General features: G+C 69.4%; 16 protein-coding genes. 4 read left to right on the top strand and 12 right to left on the bottom strand.

Annotation, left to right across the window (positions count from 1 at the left end):
* Positions 1-63: 63 nt before the first annotated feature.
* The 6 genes from lipA to AMYHA_RS18770 form a co-directional block, all read right to left on the bottom strand.
* Positions 64-1,077, bottom strand: a complete 1,014-nt coding sequence (gene lipA, locus AMYHA_RS18795) for a lipoyl synthase (protein ID WP_034273102.1) — start codon at positions 1,075-1,077, stop codon at positions 64-66.
* Between the two features lie 13 nt (positions 1,078-1,090).
* A complete protein-coding gene (locus AMYHA_RS18790; RefSeq protein ID WP_034273098.1) occupies positions 1,091-2,053 on the bottom strand; it encodes an oxidoreductase in 963 nt (320 codons plus the stop codon).
* Between the two features lie 45 nt (positions 2,054-2,098).
* On the bottom strand, positions 2,099-2,626 hold the full coding sequence (locus AMYHA_RS18785; RefSeq protein WP_051400078.1) for a hypothetical protein: 528 nt from the start codon (positions 2,624-2,626) through the stop codon (positions 2,099-2,101).
* Between the two features lie 243 nt (positions 2,627-2,869).
* The gene (locus tag AMYHA_RS18780; protein ID WP_034273096.1) at positions 2,870-3,562 is read right to left on the bottom strand and encodes an SDR family NAD(P)-dependent oxidoreductase; all 693 of its coding nucleotides are present in this window, start codon (positions 3,560-3,562) and stop codon (positions 2,870-2,872) included.
* 92 nt (positions 3,563-3,654) lie between these two features.
* Positions 3,655-4,383 carry a lipoyl(octanoyl) transferase LipB gene (gene lipB / locus AMYHA_RS18775; RefSeq protein ID WP_034277906.1) on the bottom strand — a complete coding sequence of 243 codons (729 nt, stop codon included), beginning with the start codon at positions 4,381-4,383 and terminating at the stop codon, positions 3,655-3,657.
* A 57-nt stretch (positions 4,384-4,440) separates the two neighbouring features.
* Entirely contained in the window at positions 4,441-5,322 is an 882-nt protein-coding gene (locus AMYHA_RS18770) for a TIGR01777 family oxidoreductase (protein WP_034273094.1), read from the bottom strand.
* Between the two features lie 374 nt (positions 5,323-5,696).
* Here AMYHA_RS18770 and AMYHA_RS18765 point away from each other — a divergent pair, with 374 nt between their 5' ends.
* Positions 5,697-6,509: a class I SAM-dependent methyltransferase gene (locus AMYHA_RS18765; RefSeq protein ID WP_231104813.1), complete on the top strand. Its 813-nt coding sequence runs from the start codon at positions 5,697-5,699 to the stop codon at positions 6,507-6,509.
* Positions 6,510-6,619: 110 nt separating this feature from the next.
* Here AMYHA_RS18765 and sucB read toward each other — a convergent pair whose 3' ends face one another.
* On the bottom strand, positions 6,620-8,455 hold the full coding sequence (gene sucB / locus AMYHA_RS18760) for a 2-oxoglutarate dehydrogenase, E2 component, dihydrolipoamide succinyltransferase (protein ID WP_034273090.1): 1,836 nt from the start codon (positions 8,453-8,455) through the stop codon (positions 6,620-6,622).
* Positions 8,456-8,511: 56 nt separating this feature from the next.
* Positions 8,512-9,885 carry a dihydrolipoyl dehydrogenase gene (gene lpdA / locus AMYHA_RS18755; RefSeq protein WP_034273088.1) on the bottom strand — a complete coding sequence of 458 codons (1,374 nt, stop codon included), beginning with the start codon at positions 9,883-9,885 and terminating at the stop codon, positions 8,512-8,514.
* A 181-nt stretch (positions 9,886-10,066) separates the two neighbouring features.
* Here lpdA and AMYHA_RS18750 point away from each other — a divergent pair, with 181 nt between their 5' ends.
* The gene (locus tag AMYHA_RS18750; protein WP_034273085.1) at positions 10,067-10,435 is read left to right on the top strand and encodes a hypothetical protein; all 369 of its coding nucleotides are present in this window, start codon (positions 10,067-10,069) and stop codon (positions 10,433-10,435) included.
* On the opposite strand, the gene AMYHA_RS18745 is transcribed toward AMYHA_RS18750, so the two are convergent.
* Both AMYHA_RS18745 and AMYHA_RS18740 read right to left on the bottom strand, forming a co-directional pair.
* Positions 10,432-11,604, bottom strand: coding sequence for an SMI1/KNR4 family protein (locus tag AMYHA_RS18745; RefSeq protein ID WP_051400077.1), 1,173 nt, complete (start codon positions 11,602-11,604; stop codon positions 10,432-10,434). The genes AMYHA_RS18750 and AMYHA_RS18745 overlap by 4 nt on opposite strands.
* Positions 11,605-11,613: 9 nt before the next feature.
* Positions 11,614-13,140, bottom strand: a complete 1,527-nt coding sequence (locus AMYHA_RS18740; protein ID WP_034273083.1) for a leucyl aminopeptidase — start codon at positions 13,138-13,140, stop codon at positions 11,614-11,616.
* 115 nt (positions 13,141-13,255) lie between these two features.
* On the opposite strand from AMYHA_RS18740, the gene AMYHA_RS18735 reads away from it, so the two are divergent.
* Together AMYHA_RS18735 and AMYHA_RS18730 are read left to right on the top strand one after the other, a co-directional pair.
* Positions 13,256-14,332, top strand: coding sequence for a hypothetical protein (locus AMYHA_RS18735; RefSeq protein ID WP_034273081.1), 1,077 nt, complete (start codon positions 13,256-13,258; stop codon positions 14,330-14,332).
* A complete protein-coding gene (locus tag AMYHA_RS18730; RefSeq protein WP_034273077.1) occupies positions 14,329-15,432 on the top strand; it encodes a branched-chain amino acid aminotransferase in 1,104 nt (367 codons plus the stop codon). The genes AMYHA_RS18735 and AMYHA_RS18730 overlap by 4 nt, the downstream gene beginning before the upstream one ends.
* A gap of 22 nt (positions 15,433-15,454) precedes the next feature.
* Here AMYHA_RS18730 and AMYHA_RS18725 read toward each other — a convergent pair whose 3' ends face one another.
* Both AMYHA_RS18725 and AMYHA_RS18720 read right to left on the bottom strand, forming a co-directional pair.
* Complete coding sequence (locus AMYHA_RS18725; RefSeq protein WP_051400076.1) at positions 15,455-16,480, bottom strand: nicotinate-nucleotide--dimethylbenzimidazole phosphoribosyltransferase; 1,026 nt, start codon at positions 16,478-16,480, stop codon at positions 15,455-15,457.
* On the bottom strand, positions 16,477-17,157 hold the full coding sequence (locus AMYHA_RS18720; RefSeq protein ID WP_034273074.1) for a DUF3043 domain-containing protein: 681 nt from the start codon (positions 17,155-17,157) through the stop codon (positions 16,477-16,479). Before AMYHA_RS18720 ends, AMYHA_RS18725 begins: the two co-directional genes overlap by 4 nt.
* Between the last annotated feature and the right edge of the window lie 113 nt (positions 17,158-17,270).

The raw sequence follows: 17,270 nt of genomic DNA, 5'->3' as shown, positions 1-17,270 counted from the left end.
CCTCGCGAGTCGCGCCGATGCCGAACAGCGTATCCGCCCGCCGGCGCGCTCGCCGCCCGTGCCCTACCGCCGCAGCAGCGCGCTCGCTTCCTGCGAGGCGGGTCCGGCCTCGGTCAGGTGTGCCAGGTTCTCCGGCAGCTCCTCGCCCCGGTGCCGCTTCGTCTGCGCGTACAGCCGACCGGCCCGGTACGACGACCGCACCAGCGGTCCCGCCATGACCCCGGCGAACCCGATCTCCTCCGCCGCCTGCGAGTGCTCGACGAACTCCTCCGGCTTCACCCAGCGGTCAACCGGGTGGTGCCGCACGCTGGGACGCAGGTACTGCGTGATCGTCAGGATCTCGCAGCCCGCCTCGTACAGATCGCGCATCGCGGGCACGACCTCGTCCGGCGTCTCACCCATGCCGAGGATCAGGTTGGACTTCGTCACCAGTCCCGCCTCGCGCGCCTTGGTCAGCACCTCGAGCGAGCGGGCGTAGCGGAAGCCCGGCCGGATCTGGCGGAAGATGCGCGGCACCGTCTCGGTGTTGTGCGCCAGCACCTCCGGCGCGGCACCGAACACCTCGGCGAGCTGCTCGTCGTTCGAGTTGAAGTCCGGGATCAGCAGCTCGACACCGGTGCCGGGGTTCATCGCGTGGATCTGTCGCACGGTCTCCGCGTACAGCCACGCGCCGCCGTCCTCGAGGTCGTCACGGGCGACACCGGTCACCGTCGAGTAGCGCAGCCCCATCGCCTGCACGCTCTCGGCGACCTTGCGGGGCTCATCGGTGTCCAGCGGCTGCGGCTTGCCAGTGTCGATCTGGCAGAAGTCGCAACGCCGGGTGCACTGGTCGCCGCCGATCAGGAAGGTGGCCTCGCGGTCTTCCCAGCACTCATAGATGTTGGGACAGCCGGCCTCCTCGCACACGGTGTGCAGGCCTTCGCGGCGGACCAGCCCCTTGAGCTCGGTGAACTCCGGCCCCATCTTGACGCGGGTCTTGATCCAGGACGGTTTCTTCTCGATGGGCGTCTGGCTGTTGCGGACTTCTAGTCGCAACAGCTTCCTGCCCTCAGGTGCGGGTGCGCTCACATGCTTCACCCTACCGACCAACTCAGCTGAGATCAGGCACGATCCCGGTCAGTCGCTGCGTCACCGACCACAGCGACTCCCGGGTCTGCGGGTCCCGCGCAGGTCGCAGCGGCTTCACCCGGGTCGGTGACCCCTTCAGCTGCCGGAACCCGTCCGGCCCGATGTAGTCGCCACCAGTGACGTCTTCGGCGGTCGCGGCGTAAAGCTGAGGGAGTGTGCCGTTGCGCACATTTTGTGCCAGCACGCGCTCGCCGACCCAGCTACCCGCGCGCAGCGCGCCCGCGATCACCGGATTGCGATAGCTGCCCGCCATGTTCGACGTCAGGTTGGTGGCGGTGAAGCCGGGGTGCGCCGCGACGCTGATGATCGGCTCGCCGGCCGCGCGCAGCCGGGCATCCAGCTCCATCGCGAACACCTGATTGGCGAGCTTGGCCTGGCCGTAGGCGCTGGCGGGGTCGTAGCGGCGGTGCTCGAAGTGCGGGTCCTCGGCGTCGATGCGGCCCCTGGCCGCCGCGATGCTGGACACCGTGACGACGCGGGCGGGGGAGTCGGTGGTGCCAGCGCCGCGCAGGGCGGGCAGCAGCAGCCAGGTCAGTGCGGCGTGACCGACGTGGTTGGTGCCGAACTGGGTCTCGAAGCCGTCGACCGTCCTGCCCTTCGGTGTCGCCATCACCCCCGCGTTGTTGACGAGTACGTGCAGTGCGTCGCCGGTCATCTCACGGATATGCGCCGCTGCCTGCTGGACGGAGTCGAGGCTGGACAGATCGAGGCGCACCAGCTCGGGTTTCGGTCCGGTCGCCGCCTTGGCGACGTCGTCGAGCGCGTCCTTGCCGCGTTCGGGCGAGCGACACGCCAGCAGCACGCGGGCGCCCTTGCTCGCCAGCACGACCGCCGTGCGCAGGCCGAGGCCGGAGTTGGCGCCGGTGACGACCACGGTGCGGTCGTGTTGATCGGGAACGTCAGACTCGTGCCATCCGCTAGTCATGCGCTCGAGCCTACTCGTCGGTACGCAGGTCGTGGCAACAGTGCGTCAGCTCGCGACCGAGAACAGCCCGCGCCGTGTGCCTCGAATGCGTCCGCGTGCCGGGACCGCGCCCGCGTGGCGGATCAGCGCGAGAAACGACGCGCCGACCTGGGTGGCGTCCGCGATCGACTCGCCGGGGTCGGCGAGGCCAGCCGCGAACGCGAGCATCCGCTGCTCGGCCTCCAATGCTGGCCGCAGCGCCTCCGGGTCCGTCTCGATGGCGGTGTCGAGCACGGCGCGCAGCGTCGCGTGCTCGGCAGCGGTCTCGCGCCAGGCGGCACCCACTCGGTCGGCCAGGTCGGTGTCGACCTCGGGCGCGTGACCGTCCTCAGGGGCGGCGGCCATGGCGCGCAGCTTTCCGCTGAGCAGCAGCGTCCAGCGGTGATACAGCGCCAGCAGCAGCTGCCGCTCGGTGCCGAACAGTTCGACGGCGCCGTCCAGTTCGGTGAAAGGCAGGCGTCCGTCGTCGGTGACCGCCCGGTCGATGGCGTCACGCATGATGTCGCGGCGCGCGTAGAAATCGTTCCAGCTCATAACTGTTTTCCCTCACAGTGGCGCACAGCACGAAATGGTGATTCTGTGATCTGTGGCATTGTCATACGGAATGTATGTCCGGACATCACAAAACTACCACGACAGCATCGGATTCCGTCGGTATGCGAGCTGTGATCGTCGCGACATACCCAGGTCGAGCGTCACGAAAAATCGTTGCCCACGCAATGTCGAAGAATGTGAACCTGACATTTACCGCGTGTTAGGGACGTCTTTTCTCGCGGCTTAGCCGGTGCCGTAGACGGGCACGTGGGCGCCGCTGACGACACCGGAATCCGACGACGACAAAAACAGCAGGACACGGCCGATCTCGGCGGGCGAGACCCACTTGCCGCGATCGGCGTCTGGCTGGCTCGCGCGGTTGTCCGGGGTGTCGATGACGCCGGGCAGCACCGCGTTGACCCGCACGTTGTCGCGCTTGTACTCGGCGGCCATCGCGTCCACCAGCGAGAGCACCGCGGCCTTGCCGGTGATGTAGCCCGCGGCGCCGGAGAACGGCCGCAGCGCCGCCCTGCTGGACACACAGGCGATCGAGCCGCCGCCGTTCGCGATGAGGTGGGGCAGCGCGGCCTGGCTGGTGAGATACGTCGGCCGCAGGTTCAGCCGCAGTTGGTGCTCGAATTCGGCGATATCGGTCTCGTGTACTCGCCCGCCCATGGCGAAACCTCCGACCAGGTTCACCACGGCGCGCAACGGTGCGTCGCCGTTCGATGCGGCGAGGTCGGCAGCGCGCTTGGCGTCGTCGGCCTCGAGCAGGTCGGCCCGTACGGTGTGGAGGTTCTCGTGCTTGGGTAGCCGCTCCAGCTTGGCCTCGGTGGTCCACGGCACGACCACCCGCCAGCCCGCGTCCAGGAACGCGGCGGTGACGCCCTGGCCGAGCCCGCCGGTGCCGCCGGTGATCAACGCTGTGCTGCCCATGCTTCCCCCTGATCGTGGTCGGTTCAGCGTGGTGTGGGTCCGGAAGCTGATGCCGGTCTCAGGCAGGCATCAGCTCGGCGTCCAGTCTGATCTCAGCTCGGTGCGGACGCCGGTTCCTCGTCGTGGCCTGGCAGCCAGCGGTCGTCGCTGACCGGCAGGTCGCCGTCCAGTGCGGCCAGCACGGCGTCGCGTGCCACTGGCAGCACCTCGGCGACGGTGATCTCTTTGCCCAGCTCGGCGCTCAGCGACGTCACCCCGGCATCGACGATGCCGCAAGGCACGATCCTGCCGAACGCGCCGAGGTTGGCGTTGCAGTTGATCTCGAAGCCGTGCATCGTCACGCTCTGCTGCACCCGGATGCCGATCGCGGCGATCTTGCGCTCCGGGCGCATGCCGTCCGCGGGCAGCCACACGCCGCTGCGCTCGCGCACCCTGCCGGTTTCGACGCCGAACGTGGCGCAGACGTCGATCAGCGCTTCCTCGAGCCGCCGCACGAAGTCGACGACATCGATGGGATCGGCCAGCTTGATGATGGGGTAGCCGACCAGCTGTCCCGGCCCGTGCCAGGTGATTTTGCCGCCGCGGTCGACGTCGATCACCGGCGTGCCATCGAGCGGGCGCTCGTGTGCCTCGGTGCGCTTGCCCGCCGTGTAGACCGAGGGGTGCTCCAGCAGCAGCATGGTGTCGGGGCCGGTGCCGTCGGCGCGTGCCGTCGCCAGCTCGCGCTGCCGCTCCCAGGCCGCCGTGTACTCGATGGTGCCGATCGACTCGACCGCCACGGGGTCGGTTGTCGCCCGGCAACTGGCTCGTGCGTAGCTCACGACGGCGAGGTTACCGCGCCTGCCCCGCACGTGGGGAGCGTGCTCACGCCACGGTGCTCAGACCACGTCGGCGAGCGCGGTGTCCAGATGGGGGTGGCGGAATTCGAACCCGGCGTCGGTGAGCTTGCGGGGGATCGCGTGTTGGCCGGCGAGCAGCATCTCGTCCGCTGCGTCACTCAGCGCGAGCCGCAGCGCGGCCTTCGGCGCGAACCACGGTGCCGGACGGCCGAGCGCCTTGCCGAATGTGTGAGTGAACTCCCGGTTCGTCACCGGATGCGGTGAGCACATGTTGACCGGTCCGCTGACCTCGGCATGCTCGATGAGGAAGCGGATGGCGGCGATCGCGTCGGGGTGGGAGATCCACGGCATGAACTGCCTGCCCTCGCCGAGCCGCGCGCCGAGCCCGAGCCAGAACACCGGCTTGAGGATGCGCAGCAGGCCGCCATCGGTGGACAGCACCAGCCCATTGCGCATCAGCACGACGCGTGCGCCCGCCGCCGCGGCCGGTGCGGTCGCGGCCTCCCAGTCGCCGACGACCTCGGCGATGAATCCTGCGCCTTGGCCTGCCTGCTCGTCGACGGTGACGTCCCCGGTGTCGCCGTAGAAGCCGATGCCGGACGCGTTGAGCAGGGCGGGCACACCCGTGCGTGCGACGGCCTCTGCCAGCACCTCGGTCGGTTCGATACGGCTGTCGCGGATCGCCTGCTTGTGTGCCGCGCTCCAGCGGCCGATCAGCGAGGAGCCGCACAGGTTGACCACCGCGTCGACGCCGTCGAGGGCGGTGTCGTCGATGGTTCCCGCTGGCGGGTCCCAGGTGAACTCGTTGTCCGCGGTGGGCTCGCGGCGCACCAGTCTGCGTACCTGGTGGCCCGCTCTTGCCAGCTCCGGTACGAGTGCGCTGCCGATGAACCCGGTTGATCCCGCGACCACGATCCGCATGTGATCACTGTAACGGCAGGGTCCGGCTGCGGCGCCGGTTCGGGCACACGATGCCGGAGTTCTGGCCATCCCCAGCGCTACTTGTATCGCGGAGAGCCCGGTCACCGCCACAATTGGTACTTGCGGGTGAACATGTTAGACCACTTGGAGCCTTTAGGTACGCCGTTGCTACGGTGTCGGGCCATAGCTTCGGGCGGTCTCCGCCGCCAGTTACCTCGACTTACCTCGACACTCGATTTACCTCGACACATGCGACGCGAAGGCGGGAGGCGGGCTGTCATCTCCTTCATCAGGAACCGAGGTTGTGGCCCCGGTCAGTGCCATGAACACGACGGGTTGTGCCAATGCTGAAGCGAATTCGTGAGGTGGCACGGGTGCGATTGCTGCGTGTCGTTGCGGAGGTCACGGACCGTCATCGGCGTGACCTGGAGGAGGTCATCCGCCAGCAACGTCGCGAGCTACAGCGTGAACTTGGCGCGGTGGTCCGGGACCAGGCGAAGCGGACGGCTGAGCACACGATCGACGACGTGGTCGGCACGATCCGCAGGACCGACCAGCGCGGCCGACGCGACCTGGGTGCTGTCGCGCAACTCGACGCGGCACTCGACAGTGCCCGATTCGCACAGGACACCATGCCGACGGTGCCCACCTTCGCGCGGCCGATGGACACCTTGAAACACGCGCTGGACATGGCGCCGACGGCCGGAATGGCGCTTGAGTTCGGGGTGTACTCGGGTAAGACGTTACAGACGATCGCCCGGCGCAGGAACGGCACGAATGTCTACGGCTTCGATTCCTTCAAGGGCCTCCCCGAGGACTGGCGCTCTGGATTTCCCGCGGGCACGTTCGATACCGATGGCCTGCCCGAGGTCGATGGCGCCGAGCTGGTGGTGGGCTGGTTCGATGAGACCCTCTCCGGGTTCCTCGCCGAACACCCCGGCGAAGTGGACTTCCTGCACCTGGACGCCGACCTGTATTCGTCGACGCGAACCGTGCTCGACCTGGTCGGCCCGCGGTTGCACGTCGGCTCGATCGTCGTTTTCGACGAGTACTTCAACTACCCGGGGTGGCGCAAGCACGAGCACCGCGCTTGGCACGAGTACGTCGAGCGGACAGGGACCTCGTTCAGCTACGAGGGCTACACCAGAAACAGCGAGCAGGTCATCGTACGGATCACCGGCACGTAACCGGATGATACGAGCGACGGCTTGAGTTGACTTTGAGCTGACGCGTTACCGCGCGGGCACCGGGAATGGTGCCCGCGCGGCGTTGTCCTTACCAGCTTCTTACCGGCCTCTTACAGACCCAGCTCCGACTCGAATGCGCCTTCCTGGAGGCGGTCCTTGATGGTGGTGAGGAAGCGGCCCGCGTCCGCCCCGTCGATCAGCCGGTGGTCGTAGGTCAGCGCGAGGTAGGCCATCGACCGGATCGCGATGGTGTCGTTGCCGTCGACGTCGGTGATGACGACCGGGCGCTTGACCACCGCGCCGACGCCGAGGATGCCCGACTGCGGCTGGTTGATGATCGGTGTGTCGAACAGCGCGCCGTTGCTGCCCAGGTTGGTGATGGTGAAGGTGCCACCCGACAGCTCGTCCGGCTTGATCTTGTTGGTGCGGGTGCGCTCGGCGATATCGGCGATGCCGTGCGCCAGCCCTGCCAGGTTGAGATCACCCGCGTTGTGCAGCACCGGCGAGATCAGGCCCTTGTCGGTGTCGACGGCGATGGCGAGGTGCTCGTCGTCGAAGTAGGTGATCTGCTTGGCTTCCTCGTCGAGGTAGGCGTTGACGTTCGGGTGCTGCTTGAGCGCCTCCACCGTCGCCTTGGCGAAGAACGGCAGGAACGTCAGCTTCACGCCTTCCTGCTGCTGGAACGACGTCTTCGCCCGCTCCCGCAGCCGCGCGATCTTGGTGACGTCGACCTCGTGCACCTGTGTGAGCTGCGCGGAGCCCTGCAGCGACTCCTTGGTGCGCTTGGCGATGGTCATGCGGATGCGGTTGGCGGCCTGCGTGGTGCCGCGCAGACCGGAGGTGTCAACCGGTGCCGGGGCACTGGGTGCCGACGGTGCGCTTGGCGCGGCCTCGGCAGGGGCGCTCGGAGCCGCTGCTGCCGCTGGCTCCGCGGCGGGAGCGGGCTGCTCCGCCTGCTTCGCCTCTACCGCGGCCATGACGTCCTGCTTGCGGATGCGCCCACCGACGCCGCTGCCGTTGAGCGAGTTCAGGTCGATGCCATGCTCGGAGGCCAGCTTGCGCACCAGAGGCGTCACGTACGGAGTCTTCTTGTCGCCTTCCTCGGCCGGTTCCGGCGCGGCGTGCCGGGGAGCTGGCTGCTCTTGCGGCGCTGGCTGCTGCGGGGCTGGTTGCTCCTGAGCGGGGGCGGACTGCTGCGGCGGAGCTGCCTGCTGTTCCTGAGCGGGAGCCGCCTGTTGTTGCTCCTGGGCGGGAGCGGGCTGCTGCTGGGGCGCGGGGGCCTCCTGTGCCGAGGCATCGCCGATCATCGCCAGCTGACCGCCGACCTCGACCGTCTCGTCCTCGGCCGCGCTGTGTTCCAGCACGGTGCCCGCCACCGGCGACGGCACCTCGGTGTCGACCTTGTCGGTTGAGATCTCCAGTAGCGGCTCGTCGACCGCGACGGTGTCGCCGACCTGCTTGAGCCATCGCGTGATGGTGCCCTCCGTGACACTTTCACCCAGCTCCGGCAGCGTCACCGGAGTGCCGCCGCTGGCGCCGGACGACGGCGCGGACTGCTGTGGAGCCGGTGCCGGCTCCTGCGCGGGCGGAGCGGATTCCGCCGAGGGGGCCGAGGGCTCCTGCGCCGCGGGTGCGGACCGCTGCGGCGCGGGTGCGGATTCCGCGGCTGGCGCGGCGCTGGCGGCTTCGCCACCGCCGCCACCGCCGGAGCCGTCGTCGATCTCGGCGAGTTGACCGCCGACCTCGACCGTATCGTCCTCCTTGGCGATGATGCGCGAGACCGTGCCCGCCACGGGGGACGGCACCTCGGTGTCGACCTTGTCGGTTGAGATCTCCAGTAGCGGCTCGTCGACCGCGACCGTGTCACCCTCTTGCTTCAACCACCGGGTGACGGTTCCCTCCGTGACGCTCTCACCGAGTTCCGGCAATGTGACGGAGAAGGCCATCGCTGTTGACTCCTCAGGACGATAGGGACTGGACGGATTGTCAGCGGCTGAGGCAGTCAGCCGTGTACGTGCAGGGGCTTGCCGGCGAGCGCGAGGTGAGCCTCACCGAGCGCTTCGGTCTGGGTCGGGTGGGCGTGGATGAGCGGCGCGACGTCCTCGGGGAAAGCCTCCCAGTTGTAGATCAGTTGCGCCTCACCAATGAGCTCGCCGACCCGGTCGCCGACGAGGTGCAGGCCGACGACCGGTCCGTCCGGCGCCTTGACCAGCTTGATCGCCCCGGAAGTCTTGAGGATCTGGCTCTTGCCGTTGCCGCCGAGGTCGTAGGTGAACGTGGTGACCTCCGAGCCGTACTTCTCCTTGGCCTGGTCCTCGGTGAGCCCGACCGAGGCGACCTCGGGGTGCGAGTAGGTCACGCGCGGGATCCCGTCTTCGTCGATCGGGGTGGGGTTCAGGCCAGCGATGTCCTCCGCGACGAAGATCCCCTGTGCGAAGCCGCGGTGCGCCAGCTGCAGGCCGGGCACGATGTCGCCGACGGCGTACACGCCAGGCAGGTTGGTGCGCAGCCGGTCGTCGGTGGTCACGAAGCCCCGGTCCATCGAGACCCCGGCCTCCTCGAAGCCGTGCCCCGCGGTGTTCGGGCCCCTGCCGACGGCGACGAGCAGCAGGTCGGCCTCCAGCGTCTCGCCGGACTCGAGCGACACGCTCACGCCGGATTCGTCCTGGGTGGCGCCGGTGAACTTCATGCCGGTCTTGAACGCGATCTTGCGGCGGCGGAACGCCCGCTCCAGCTGCTTGGACGCGAACTCGTCCTCGTTGGGCACCAGCCGGGGCAGTGCCTCGACGATGGTGACCTCGGCGCCGAACGAGGCCCACACGCTGGCGAACTCGACGCCGATGACGCCGCCGCCGAGCACGACGACCTTCTCCGGCACGTAGTCCAGCGCGAGCGCCTGCTCGCTGGCGATGATCCTGCCGCTGAGATCGAGGTTGGGCAGCGACTTGGAGTACGAGCCGGTCGCCAGCAGCACGTGCTTGCCGGTGTAGCTGGTGCCGTTGACGTCGACGGTGTTGGGGCCGGACAGTGTGCCTGCGCCCTCGACCATGGTCACCTTGTGCGCCTTGGCAAGGCCCTGCAGGCCCTTGTACAAGCGGCTCACGATGCCGTCCTTGTACTTGTTGACCCCGGCCATGTCGATGCCTTCGAAGACCGTCTTGACCCCGAGCGACTCGCCGTCGCGGGCGGAATCGGCGACCTCGGCGGCGTGTAGCAGCGCCTTGGTCGGGATGCAGCCTCGGTGCAGGCAGGTACCGCCCAGCTTGTCCTTTTCCACCAGGATCACGGAAAGGCCCAGCTCGGCTGCACGGAACGCCGCGGCATAGCCGCCCGAACCGCCACCCAGGATCACGAGGTCGGCGGACGTCTCGGTCACGGTCTCAACTCCTGTCGTAGAGCTCGCTCGTCGGTTGTGGTTCTACCGCCAGCCAGGGGTTGTGGCCGGGGCTTGACTTGCTTCACCTCATCTTGTCATTACGTTTGCCACGCTGGCGACTTAGCCGCCGTCTTGTGCCGTGGGGTGCGGCACAATGATCGTGTAGGACGGATGAGTAGGAGTGGTCGGAGTGGGTCTGTTCGACTCGATGCGCAAGCGCCGCAGGGCGAAGAAGCGTCCGGGGGCGTTGCGCCAGTCGTCCTCGGCGGACGTCACGCACTTGGACGAGTGGGCCGGCGCCCGCAAGGGTGTCGAGGCGTTCGTCGAGCCGCGCACGGCGGTCACCGAGACGACCGTGGTGCTCATCGCGCACGACGGCGAATGGACGCGACGTCGGATCGGCAGCCTTGAGGAGGCGCAGAAGTTCGGCCACAAGCGCTCCATCCCGGTCTATGAGGTCGCCAAGGTCGGTTATCCGCAACGGATGCGGGACTACACCGAGCGGCAGAGAATTCTGCAGCGGCGTAGACGCGAAGCAGGTGAAGCCTAGCGTTGCGTCCCGTCCGGTCCGGCGGCGGCATCGTTACCGTCAAGTAACGCGAGATGCCCTCTGAGCAGGGCGGTAAAGCTCGGATACGCCGTCGACCCGAGACCGAGGTCGACCTCGATCACCCGCCACCGGCCGTCTGACGAGCCCGGTGGCACCAACGTGACGAGACCATCCTCGGTGCGGTCGCTGATGACGACAACGCCGGTTTCGCTGGGGCGGAGTTCGTCCGCGCGCAGCAGCCGGGGGAAGACGACGTCGGCGGGCAGGCCGTCGGTCGTGGCGAGAAAGTCGCGGTAGTCGTCGGGCAGGCGGTATCCGATGCGGTGCTCGGCCGCCGCGATGGCGTCCGCCGTGGCTGGCGGTTCCGCCGTGGGTGCCGGTTCGTCCTCGGCGGCACCAGCGCGACGTGCGGCGAGGACGCAGCGGACCAGCTCAGCCATGCTGACGTCGTCCGCGGTGCCTGCGCCGCCGTGGTGGTCCCGTTGGCGGAGCCGGAGTGCGGCGATCAGCGCGCCAGCGCAGTCGTCCGGCCAGCCATCATGGATGCCGAGCGGTTCAGCCAGCGCGCCATCGGCCAGCAGCGGCGCGAGGTGGTGGCAGCCCGCGAGCTGGGCGACCCTCGGGCGAGGTCCCGCACGGTCGGACCACTCCGCGAGCAGCGCCATCGCCCGGCTCGTGTCGCCCTCGGCCGCCGCGTCCTCGGCCTGGGCCGCGAGCCGTCGCAGCGGGTTCGGCTCTGCGACTGTCCGCTGTGCGAGCCCTTCGGCGATGCGGGCCGCCGTCAGCGTGCCGAAGCTACCGGGTTCGATGGGGGAGTCCGCGCGGTCCAGCCACGTGCGATGCGTCGCCGCCTCGGCGTCGACGTCCAGCGGCGACAGGCCTGCCGCCCATGCCGGATGCGTGCGCCGCGCCGCGAACAGCTGCGCGAATCCGCGCGCGGCGGCGTCGTCGGCGAGCAGATCGGTGGCCGGCTGCTCCGTCAACGCCAGCCACCGGTCGCAGAGCCGGTCGGCCGCCGCGCCGTCGCCGACACATGTCAGCAGCAGCGCGGCGTCGCCGATGACGGTGGCCTGCGTGGCCGGTGCGCCCAGCAGGACGTCGGCCACACAGGCGTCGGCATAGGCCCTCGGCGCGAACCGGGGACCGAGCTCACCGAACCCGCCCAGCATGTGCCGGTGTCAGCCGTTCTCCGCGATGTCGGCGAGCACGGCGGCGAGCGTGCGCACCGGCACGCCGGTGCCGCCCTTGCCGGTGTAGCCCCATGGGCTGTCGCTGTTGTACGAGGGGCCAGCGATGTCGATGTGCGCCCACGGCAGGTTCTCGGCGACGAACTCCCGCAGGAACACCCCGGCGACCAGCATTCCGCCCCAGCGGTGGCCGGTCACGTTGGCCAGGTCGGCCAGCGTCGAGTCCAGGTCGCCGCGCAACTCGTCCGGTAGCGGCATCGCCCAGCCGCCCTCGCCGGTGCGCTGCGCGAGCGTGGCCACCCGGTCGCGGAACTCGTCCGAGCCCATGATCCCGGCTGTCCGGTTGCCAAGCGCGACGACCTGCGCGCCGGTCAGCGTCGACGTCTCGACCAGGTAGTCCGGCTCGTCCTCGCAGGCCCGCACGATCGCGTCGGCCAGCACCAGCCTGCCCTCGGCATCGGTGTTGAGGACCTCGACGGTCTTGCCGCCGTACATCCGCAGCACATCGCCTGGCCGGTAGGCGGTCGCCGAGGGCATGTTCTCCGCGAGCGGCAGGTAGGCGGTGACATCGACCGGGTAGCGCAGCTTGGCGGCCAGCACCACGGTGGCCAGCATCGCGGCGGCTCCGGCCATGTCAGAGGTCATCTTGTCCATGCCCGCGGCGGGCTTGAGCGAGATGCCACCGGTGTCGAACGTGATGCCCTTGCCGACCAGCGCGACTTTGCTCGCCTTCTTGTCGCCCTTGTGGTGCAGCCGCACCAGCCTCGGCGGCCGCGATGAGCCGATGCCGACGCCGAGGATGCCGCCGTAGCCCTCGCGCTCCAGGTCCTTCTCGTCCAGCACCTCGACATCGAGGCCGTGCTCTTTGGCGAGGGCGGTGGCCCGGTCGGCGAAGGATGCCGGGAACAGGTCGCTCGGCGGGGTGTTGACCAGGTCTCGCGCGATGATCACGGCCTCCGCGATGGCGGTCGCCGCCGTGACGGTCTTCTCGTGCGCCTTCTTGGCGTCCTTGACCTTCTCGTCGCTGGCGGGGGCGACGACGTCGACCTCGCTGACGGGCGCGCCGTTCTGCTCGGACTTGTACTCGGTGAAGCTGTACGCGCCGAGCGCGGTGCCCTCCACAGCGGCCTGCAGGTCGATGGCGGACAGCGTGGTGACGGCGCGGGAGACGTCGGTCAGCGCGCGGGCCGCGGCGCCGGACGCGAGCCGGACCTGTTGCGCCGTGATCTCGCCGTCCTCCGCCGTGCCGAGGCCGACGGCGTAGATCGCGGTGGCGCCCAGCTTGCCGAACGCGGGAACCTTGACCAGTTCCTCGGCTTTGCCGGTGGCCCCGAGTGAGGTCAGTGCGTCGAGGAGACCGCCGTCGAACGCCTCGTCGACGACGTCCGCACCGGTCGCGAGTGCCGGGCCGCCGTTGGATGTGCCCGCCTTGACGGTGCCAATGATGATGACCTCCGCCTTTCGCTTGGCGATGGCGTCATCGGTGTTGTCGATCAGGGCGAACTTCGGCACGGTCACTTGTGGCTCCTCGCGCATGCGTCGTTGGCCGCCGGGGTAGCAGCGGAATCAGTGTGAACGTGCGCCATGCTAATGACCTCGGTGGTCACGAGGCGACAACAGGTGGTGATCAGTAGTGATACTCGGCGCTGGTCTGCTCATCGCCTGCGCGGCTGGCGCCGCCGTCGCGGGGCCGTATTTTCCGGCGGGGATCGCCTTGGCCGCGCTATTCGTCTGGGCCGCCCGGCATCGTGGCATCGTCGCCACGTGCGGAAAACGACGTCTTCCCCGCGCTGACGGCGGGGAACGTGTCATTCGTCGCGGCCTGCGCGCCGGGACCCGACTCGCCCTCGCCGCGATGATCGCGGGCACGGCGGCGGCGTACCTGGTGCCGGGGGAGCGGGAACTGGCCGCGGCGGGACTTGTGGTCCTCGCTGGTGTCGTGGCCGGGTGGCTGGACGTGCCGGACACCCTGCGGCGGGCGCTCGCCGTGGTGCTGGCCGCCGCGGCGATGGTGTTCGTCGGGGTGTGCTTCGGTCTCGCCCCCGCCGCTCCGGCGAACACCGCTGCGAGTGGGCTCGGTGGTGAGCAGATCACGCTGGCTGGGGTGGTGGCCGCGCTGCCCGGCGTGCTGCTCACCGCCGTGTTGTTCGTGGCACTGTTCGACGGCGTTGACGGCATCGACGGCGCGCGCCGGGAACCGCGCGCGGCACCCGACGGCACACGTCAGCGACCGCTCGACGCAGCGGACGACGTGCCGCACGGCAGCCGCGCGGGCGCGCTCGTCCGGCTCGCCGTGGGCACCACGCTCGCCATCGCGGTGTCGATCGCCGCGCTCTACCAGCTTGGCCCGGTGCGGCTCGGCCTGGCGAACACCTCGCTGCGGGACGCGCTCGCCGCCGCCGACGCCACCGCGCTGACCACGCTGTTCAACACCGTCGTGGTGCTGGCGACGGTGCCAGCCCTGCTCGCGGTGCTTGCCTCGGCGCGGCGGGAACTGGCGGCCACCGGACCCGCCGCCCGCGCGGCAACCGGACGCCGCGCCACCATCGTCGTCACCGGGTACGCGCTCGCCGCTGCCGCGACCCTGCTCGGACCGCCAACGGCGCTCGCCGTCGCGTCCACACTGACGATCGGTGACATGCTGACCGGATTCTTTTTACGGAACCGACGGTGCCGTGCGCGCGCGTCAAGCGATACTGTTCCCCCATGACGAACACCATGCCATTTACCCACACTCCCAGCCCGTCCCCGGCGACCCCGGAGCGCGTTGCGGAGGTATTGGCGAATCCGGGGTTCGGCACACAATTCACCGACCACATGGTGACCATCAGCTGGAGTGCCGAGCAGGGCTGGCACGACGCCGCCGTCAAGCCCTACGCCCCGTTCACCCTCGACCCCGCGACATCCGTGTTGCACTACGGCCAGGCCATCTTCGAAGGACTCAAGGCGTACCGGCAGCCGGACGGCTCAATCGCGGCCTTCCGGCCCGACATGAACGCCGCCCGCTTCCGGACATCGGCGCGCAGGTTGGCGATCGCCGAACTGCCAGAGGAACTGTTCCTGGCCTCGCTGCGGGAGCTGATCGCGGTCGACGGCCGGTGGGTGCCGGACGCGGAAGGAGCGTCGCTGTATCTGCGGCCGTTCACCATCTCCACCGAGATCGGCCTCGGCGTGAATCGGCCGGCGACCTCTTACCAGTACACGCTGTTCGCCTCGCCAGCAGGGTCGTACTTCGCCAGTGGCCCGAAGCCGGTGAAGCTGTGGATGTCGACGGAGTACAGCAGGGCCGCGCCTGGCGGCACCGGGTACGCCAAGTGCGCCGGTAACTATGCCGCGTCGTTCCTGCCGCAGGCCAAGGCGGTCGAGGAGGGCTGCGACCAGGTGGTCTATCTCGACGCGGCCAACCACGAGTGGGTCGAAGAGCTCGGCGGCATGAACTTGTTCTTCGTGCTCGGCTCAGGCGAAGACGCGCGGGTCGTCACGCCCGAGCTCACCGGCACGCTGCTACCTGGCGTCACCCGCGACTCGGTGATCACGCTGGCTCGGGACTTCGGCTACGAGGTCGAAGAGCGCAAGTTCTCGGCAGAGGAGTGGGAGAAGACCGCCGTGTCCGGCGAACTGACCGAAGTGTTCGCCTGCGGTACCGCCGCCGTGATCACCCCGGTGGGCCACGTCAAGCACGCCGGTGGCGAGTTCAGCATCGCAGGCGGCGAGCCGGGCGAGCTGACCATGCGGCTGCGCGAGGAGCTCATGGGCATCCAGACCGGCAGGCGCGAGGACCCGCACGGCTGGCAGTACCCGCTCTCCTGAACCGTGGGCGCCCTCGCCGGGATCAGTCGGCGAGGGCGCCCACTGTCGTCGTCAGCAGCGACACCGTGGCGACGACGCCCGCGTCGGCGTCCCCACCGAGCCGCAGGTCCAGTAGTGGTGCGCGGTTGAGGTGTTCCAGCGCCAGGTCGTGCGCGGGTTCGGTGCTGGTGCTCGCCGCGAGCAGCCACTCGCGGGTGCCGGGCGCCAGTTCCTCGGCCAGCATCGCGGCGGCGCACACCGGCAGCCCGCCGAGCACGATTGGCGTTCGTCTGGCGGCGGCGTGCGCCAGGAATCCGGTCAACGCGGCGATGTCCGCGCCACCCGCTGTGCGCAGCAGCGCGAGCGGGTCGGCGAGGTGGGGTTTCGCGCGGCGCAGCGCGTCGCGGATGGCGGCGGTCTTGGCGGCCCAGCCGTGATCGTCGACGCCGGAGCCGCGACCGACGACGGCGACCGGTTCGGTGCCGGTCAACGCGGCGATGACAGCGGCGGCGGCGGTGGTACCACCGACACCGAGACTGCCCGCGATCAGCAGGTCCGTGCCGGAGTCGATCTCCGCGTCGGCCACGGTGATTCCCGCGCGTACCGCCGCGAGCGTGTCCGCCTCGGTCAGCGCGTCGGCGACGTCGATGGGCTCGCTGCCGTGCCCGAGCGCGTGCTCGCCGTCGCCGTCGGTGAGGCCGATGTCGACAACCCGCACCCCGGCGCCCACCGCGTCCGCGGCCGTGGCCAGCGGGCCGGATCCCGACGTCAGCGCGGTGACCATCTTCCGTGTCGTACCGGTCGCGTGGGCGGACACACCGCGTGCGGCGATGCCGTGATCGGCGGCGAAGACGACGACGCGAGTGCGCGAGGGCAGGCGGGGCGGGCACTGGCCCTGGCACCCGGCGAGCCATGCGGCGGCTGTGGTGAGCACGCCGAGCCCGAGTGGGCCAGCGGGCGAGGCCACCGTGTTATCGGCGCCAGCGAGGCACAGTGTCGCGGCGCGGGCACTGCCGTCCGGCGGGCTGACCTCGGCGAAGCGGAGTGTGTCCTCGCCGGAGGAGCTCATGAGACCTTGACCGGGTCGCCCGGCTTCACCCTCGGCTTCGGCACGCGCAGCCTGCGGATCTGGCTCGCCCGGATGAAGGCGTACCAGCCGATGGAGCGGCCCTTGATGGTCTCCTTCGGGAAATTCTCCCTGGCCAGCCGTGTGATGCGCCTGCCGTTGACGACACCCTCGATCGCCATCGCTGCCAGCATCGCCATGGTCAACAGGGTTGCCCACCGCTGCACTACCAGGCTCGGGATGAGCAACGAGACGAACACGACGATCGCCAGCGGCATGAACATCCCGAGCAGGTTGTGCCGCGCGTCGACGCAGTCCCGCACGAACGCCTTGACCGGGCCGCGGTCGCGCGGCAGCAGATACCGCTCGTCACCGGCCATCATGCGCTCGCGACGCTCCCGCATCTGCGCCTTGCGCTCATCCTTGCTGACCGGGTTGGTCTTGCGCTGCTGACGGCTGCGTTTGATCGCCTCGCGGGTCGTCTTCGGCGGCGGCGCGACTGGGCCGCGCCGCCGGCCCTCGGCGTCTCGCCTGCTCGGGGTCGGACGTCCCTTTTTCGGCGTGTGGGACCGGGTCGCGGCCGACGTCTCGCCGTCGGTGGCGTCGGGGTCGAGGGCGACGTCCTCGGTGTCGTCGGCGCCTTCGTTCGATGAGCTGCTGTTTCGACGCAAAAACCTCACGACATCAGCGTATTGCACCGATGGTGTCAAGGGTGCATGAGGTCGCCGGGCACGATATGTCACAGAGTTGTTCCTGCCAGCGCGTCGTATGTCACCATGGGAAGGAAGCGATT

Origin of the sequence: Haloechinothrix halophila YIM 93223 (genome assembly GCF_000504245.1) — a bacterium.
Classification (GTDB): Bacteria; Actinomycetota; Actinomycetes; order Mycobacteriales; family Pseudonocardiaceae; genus Haloechinothrix_A; species Haloechinothrix_A halophila.
Note: the sequence above shows the minus strand (reverse complement) of the source record. Positions and strands in the feature narration are given on the sequence as shown.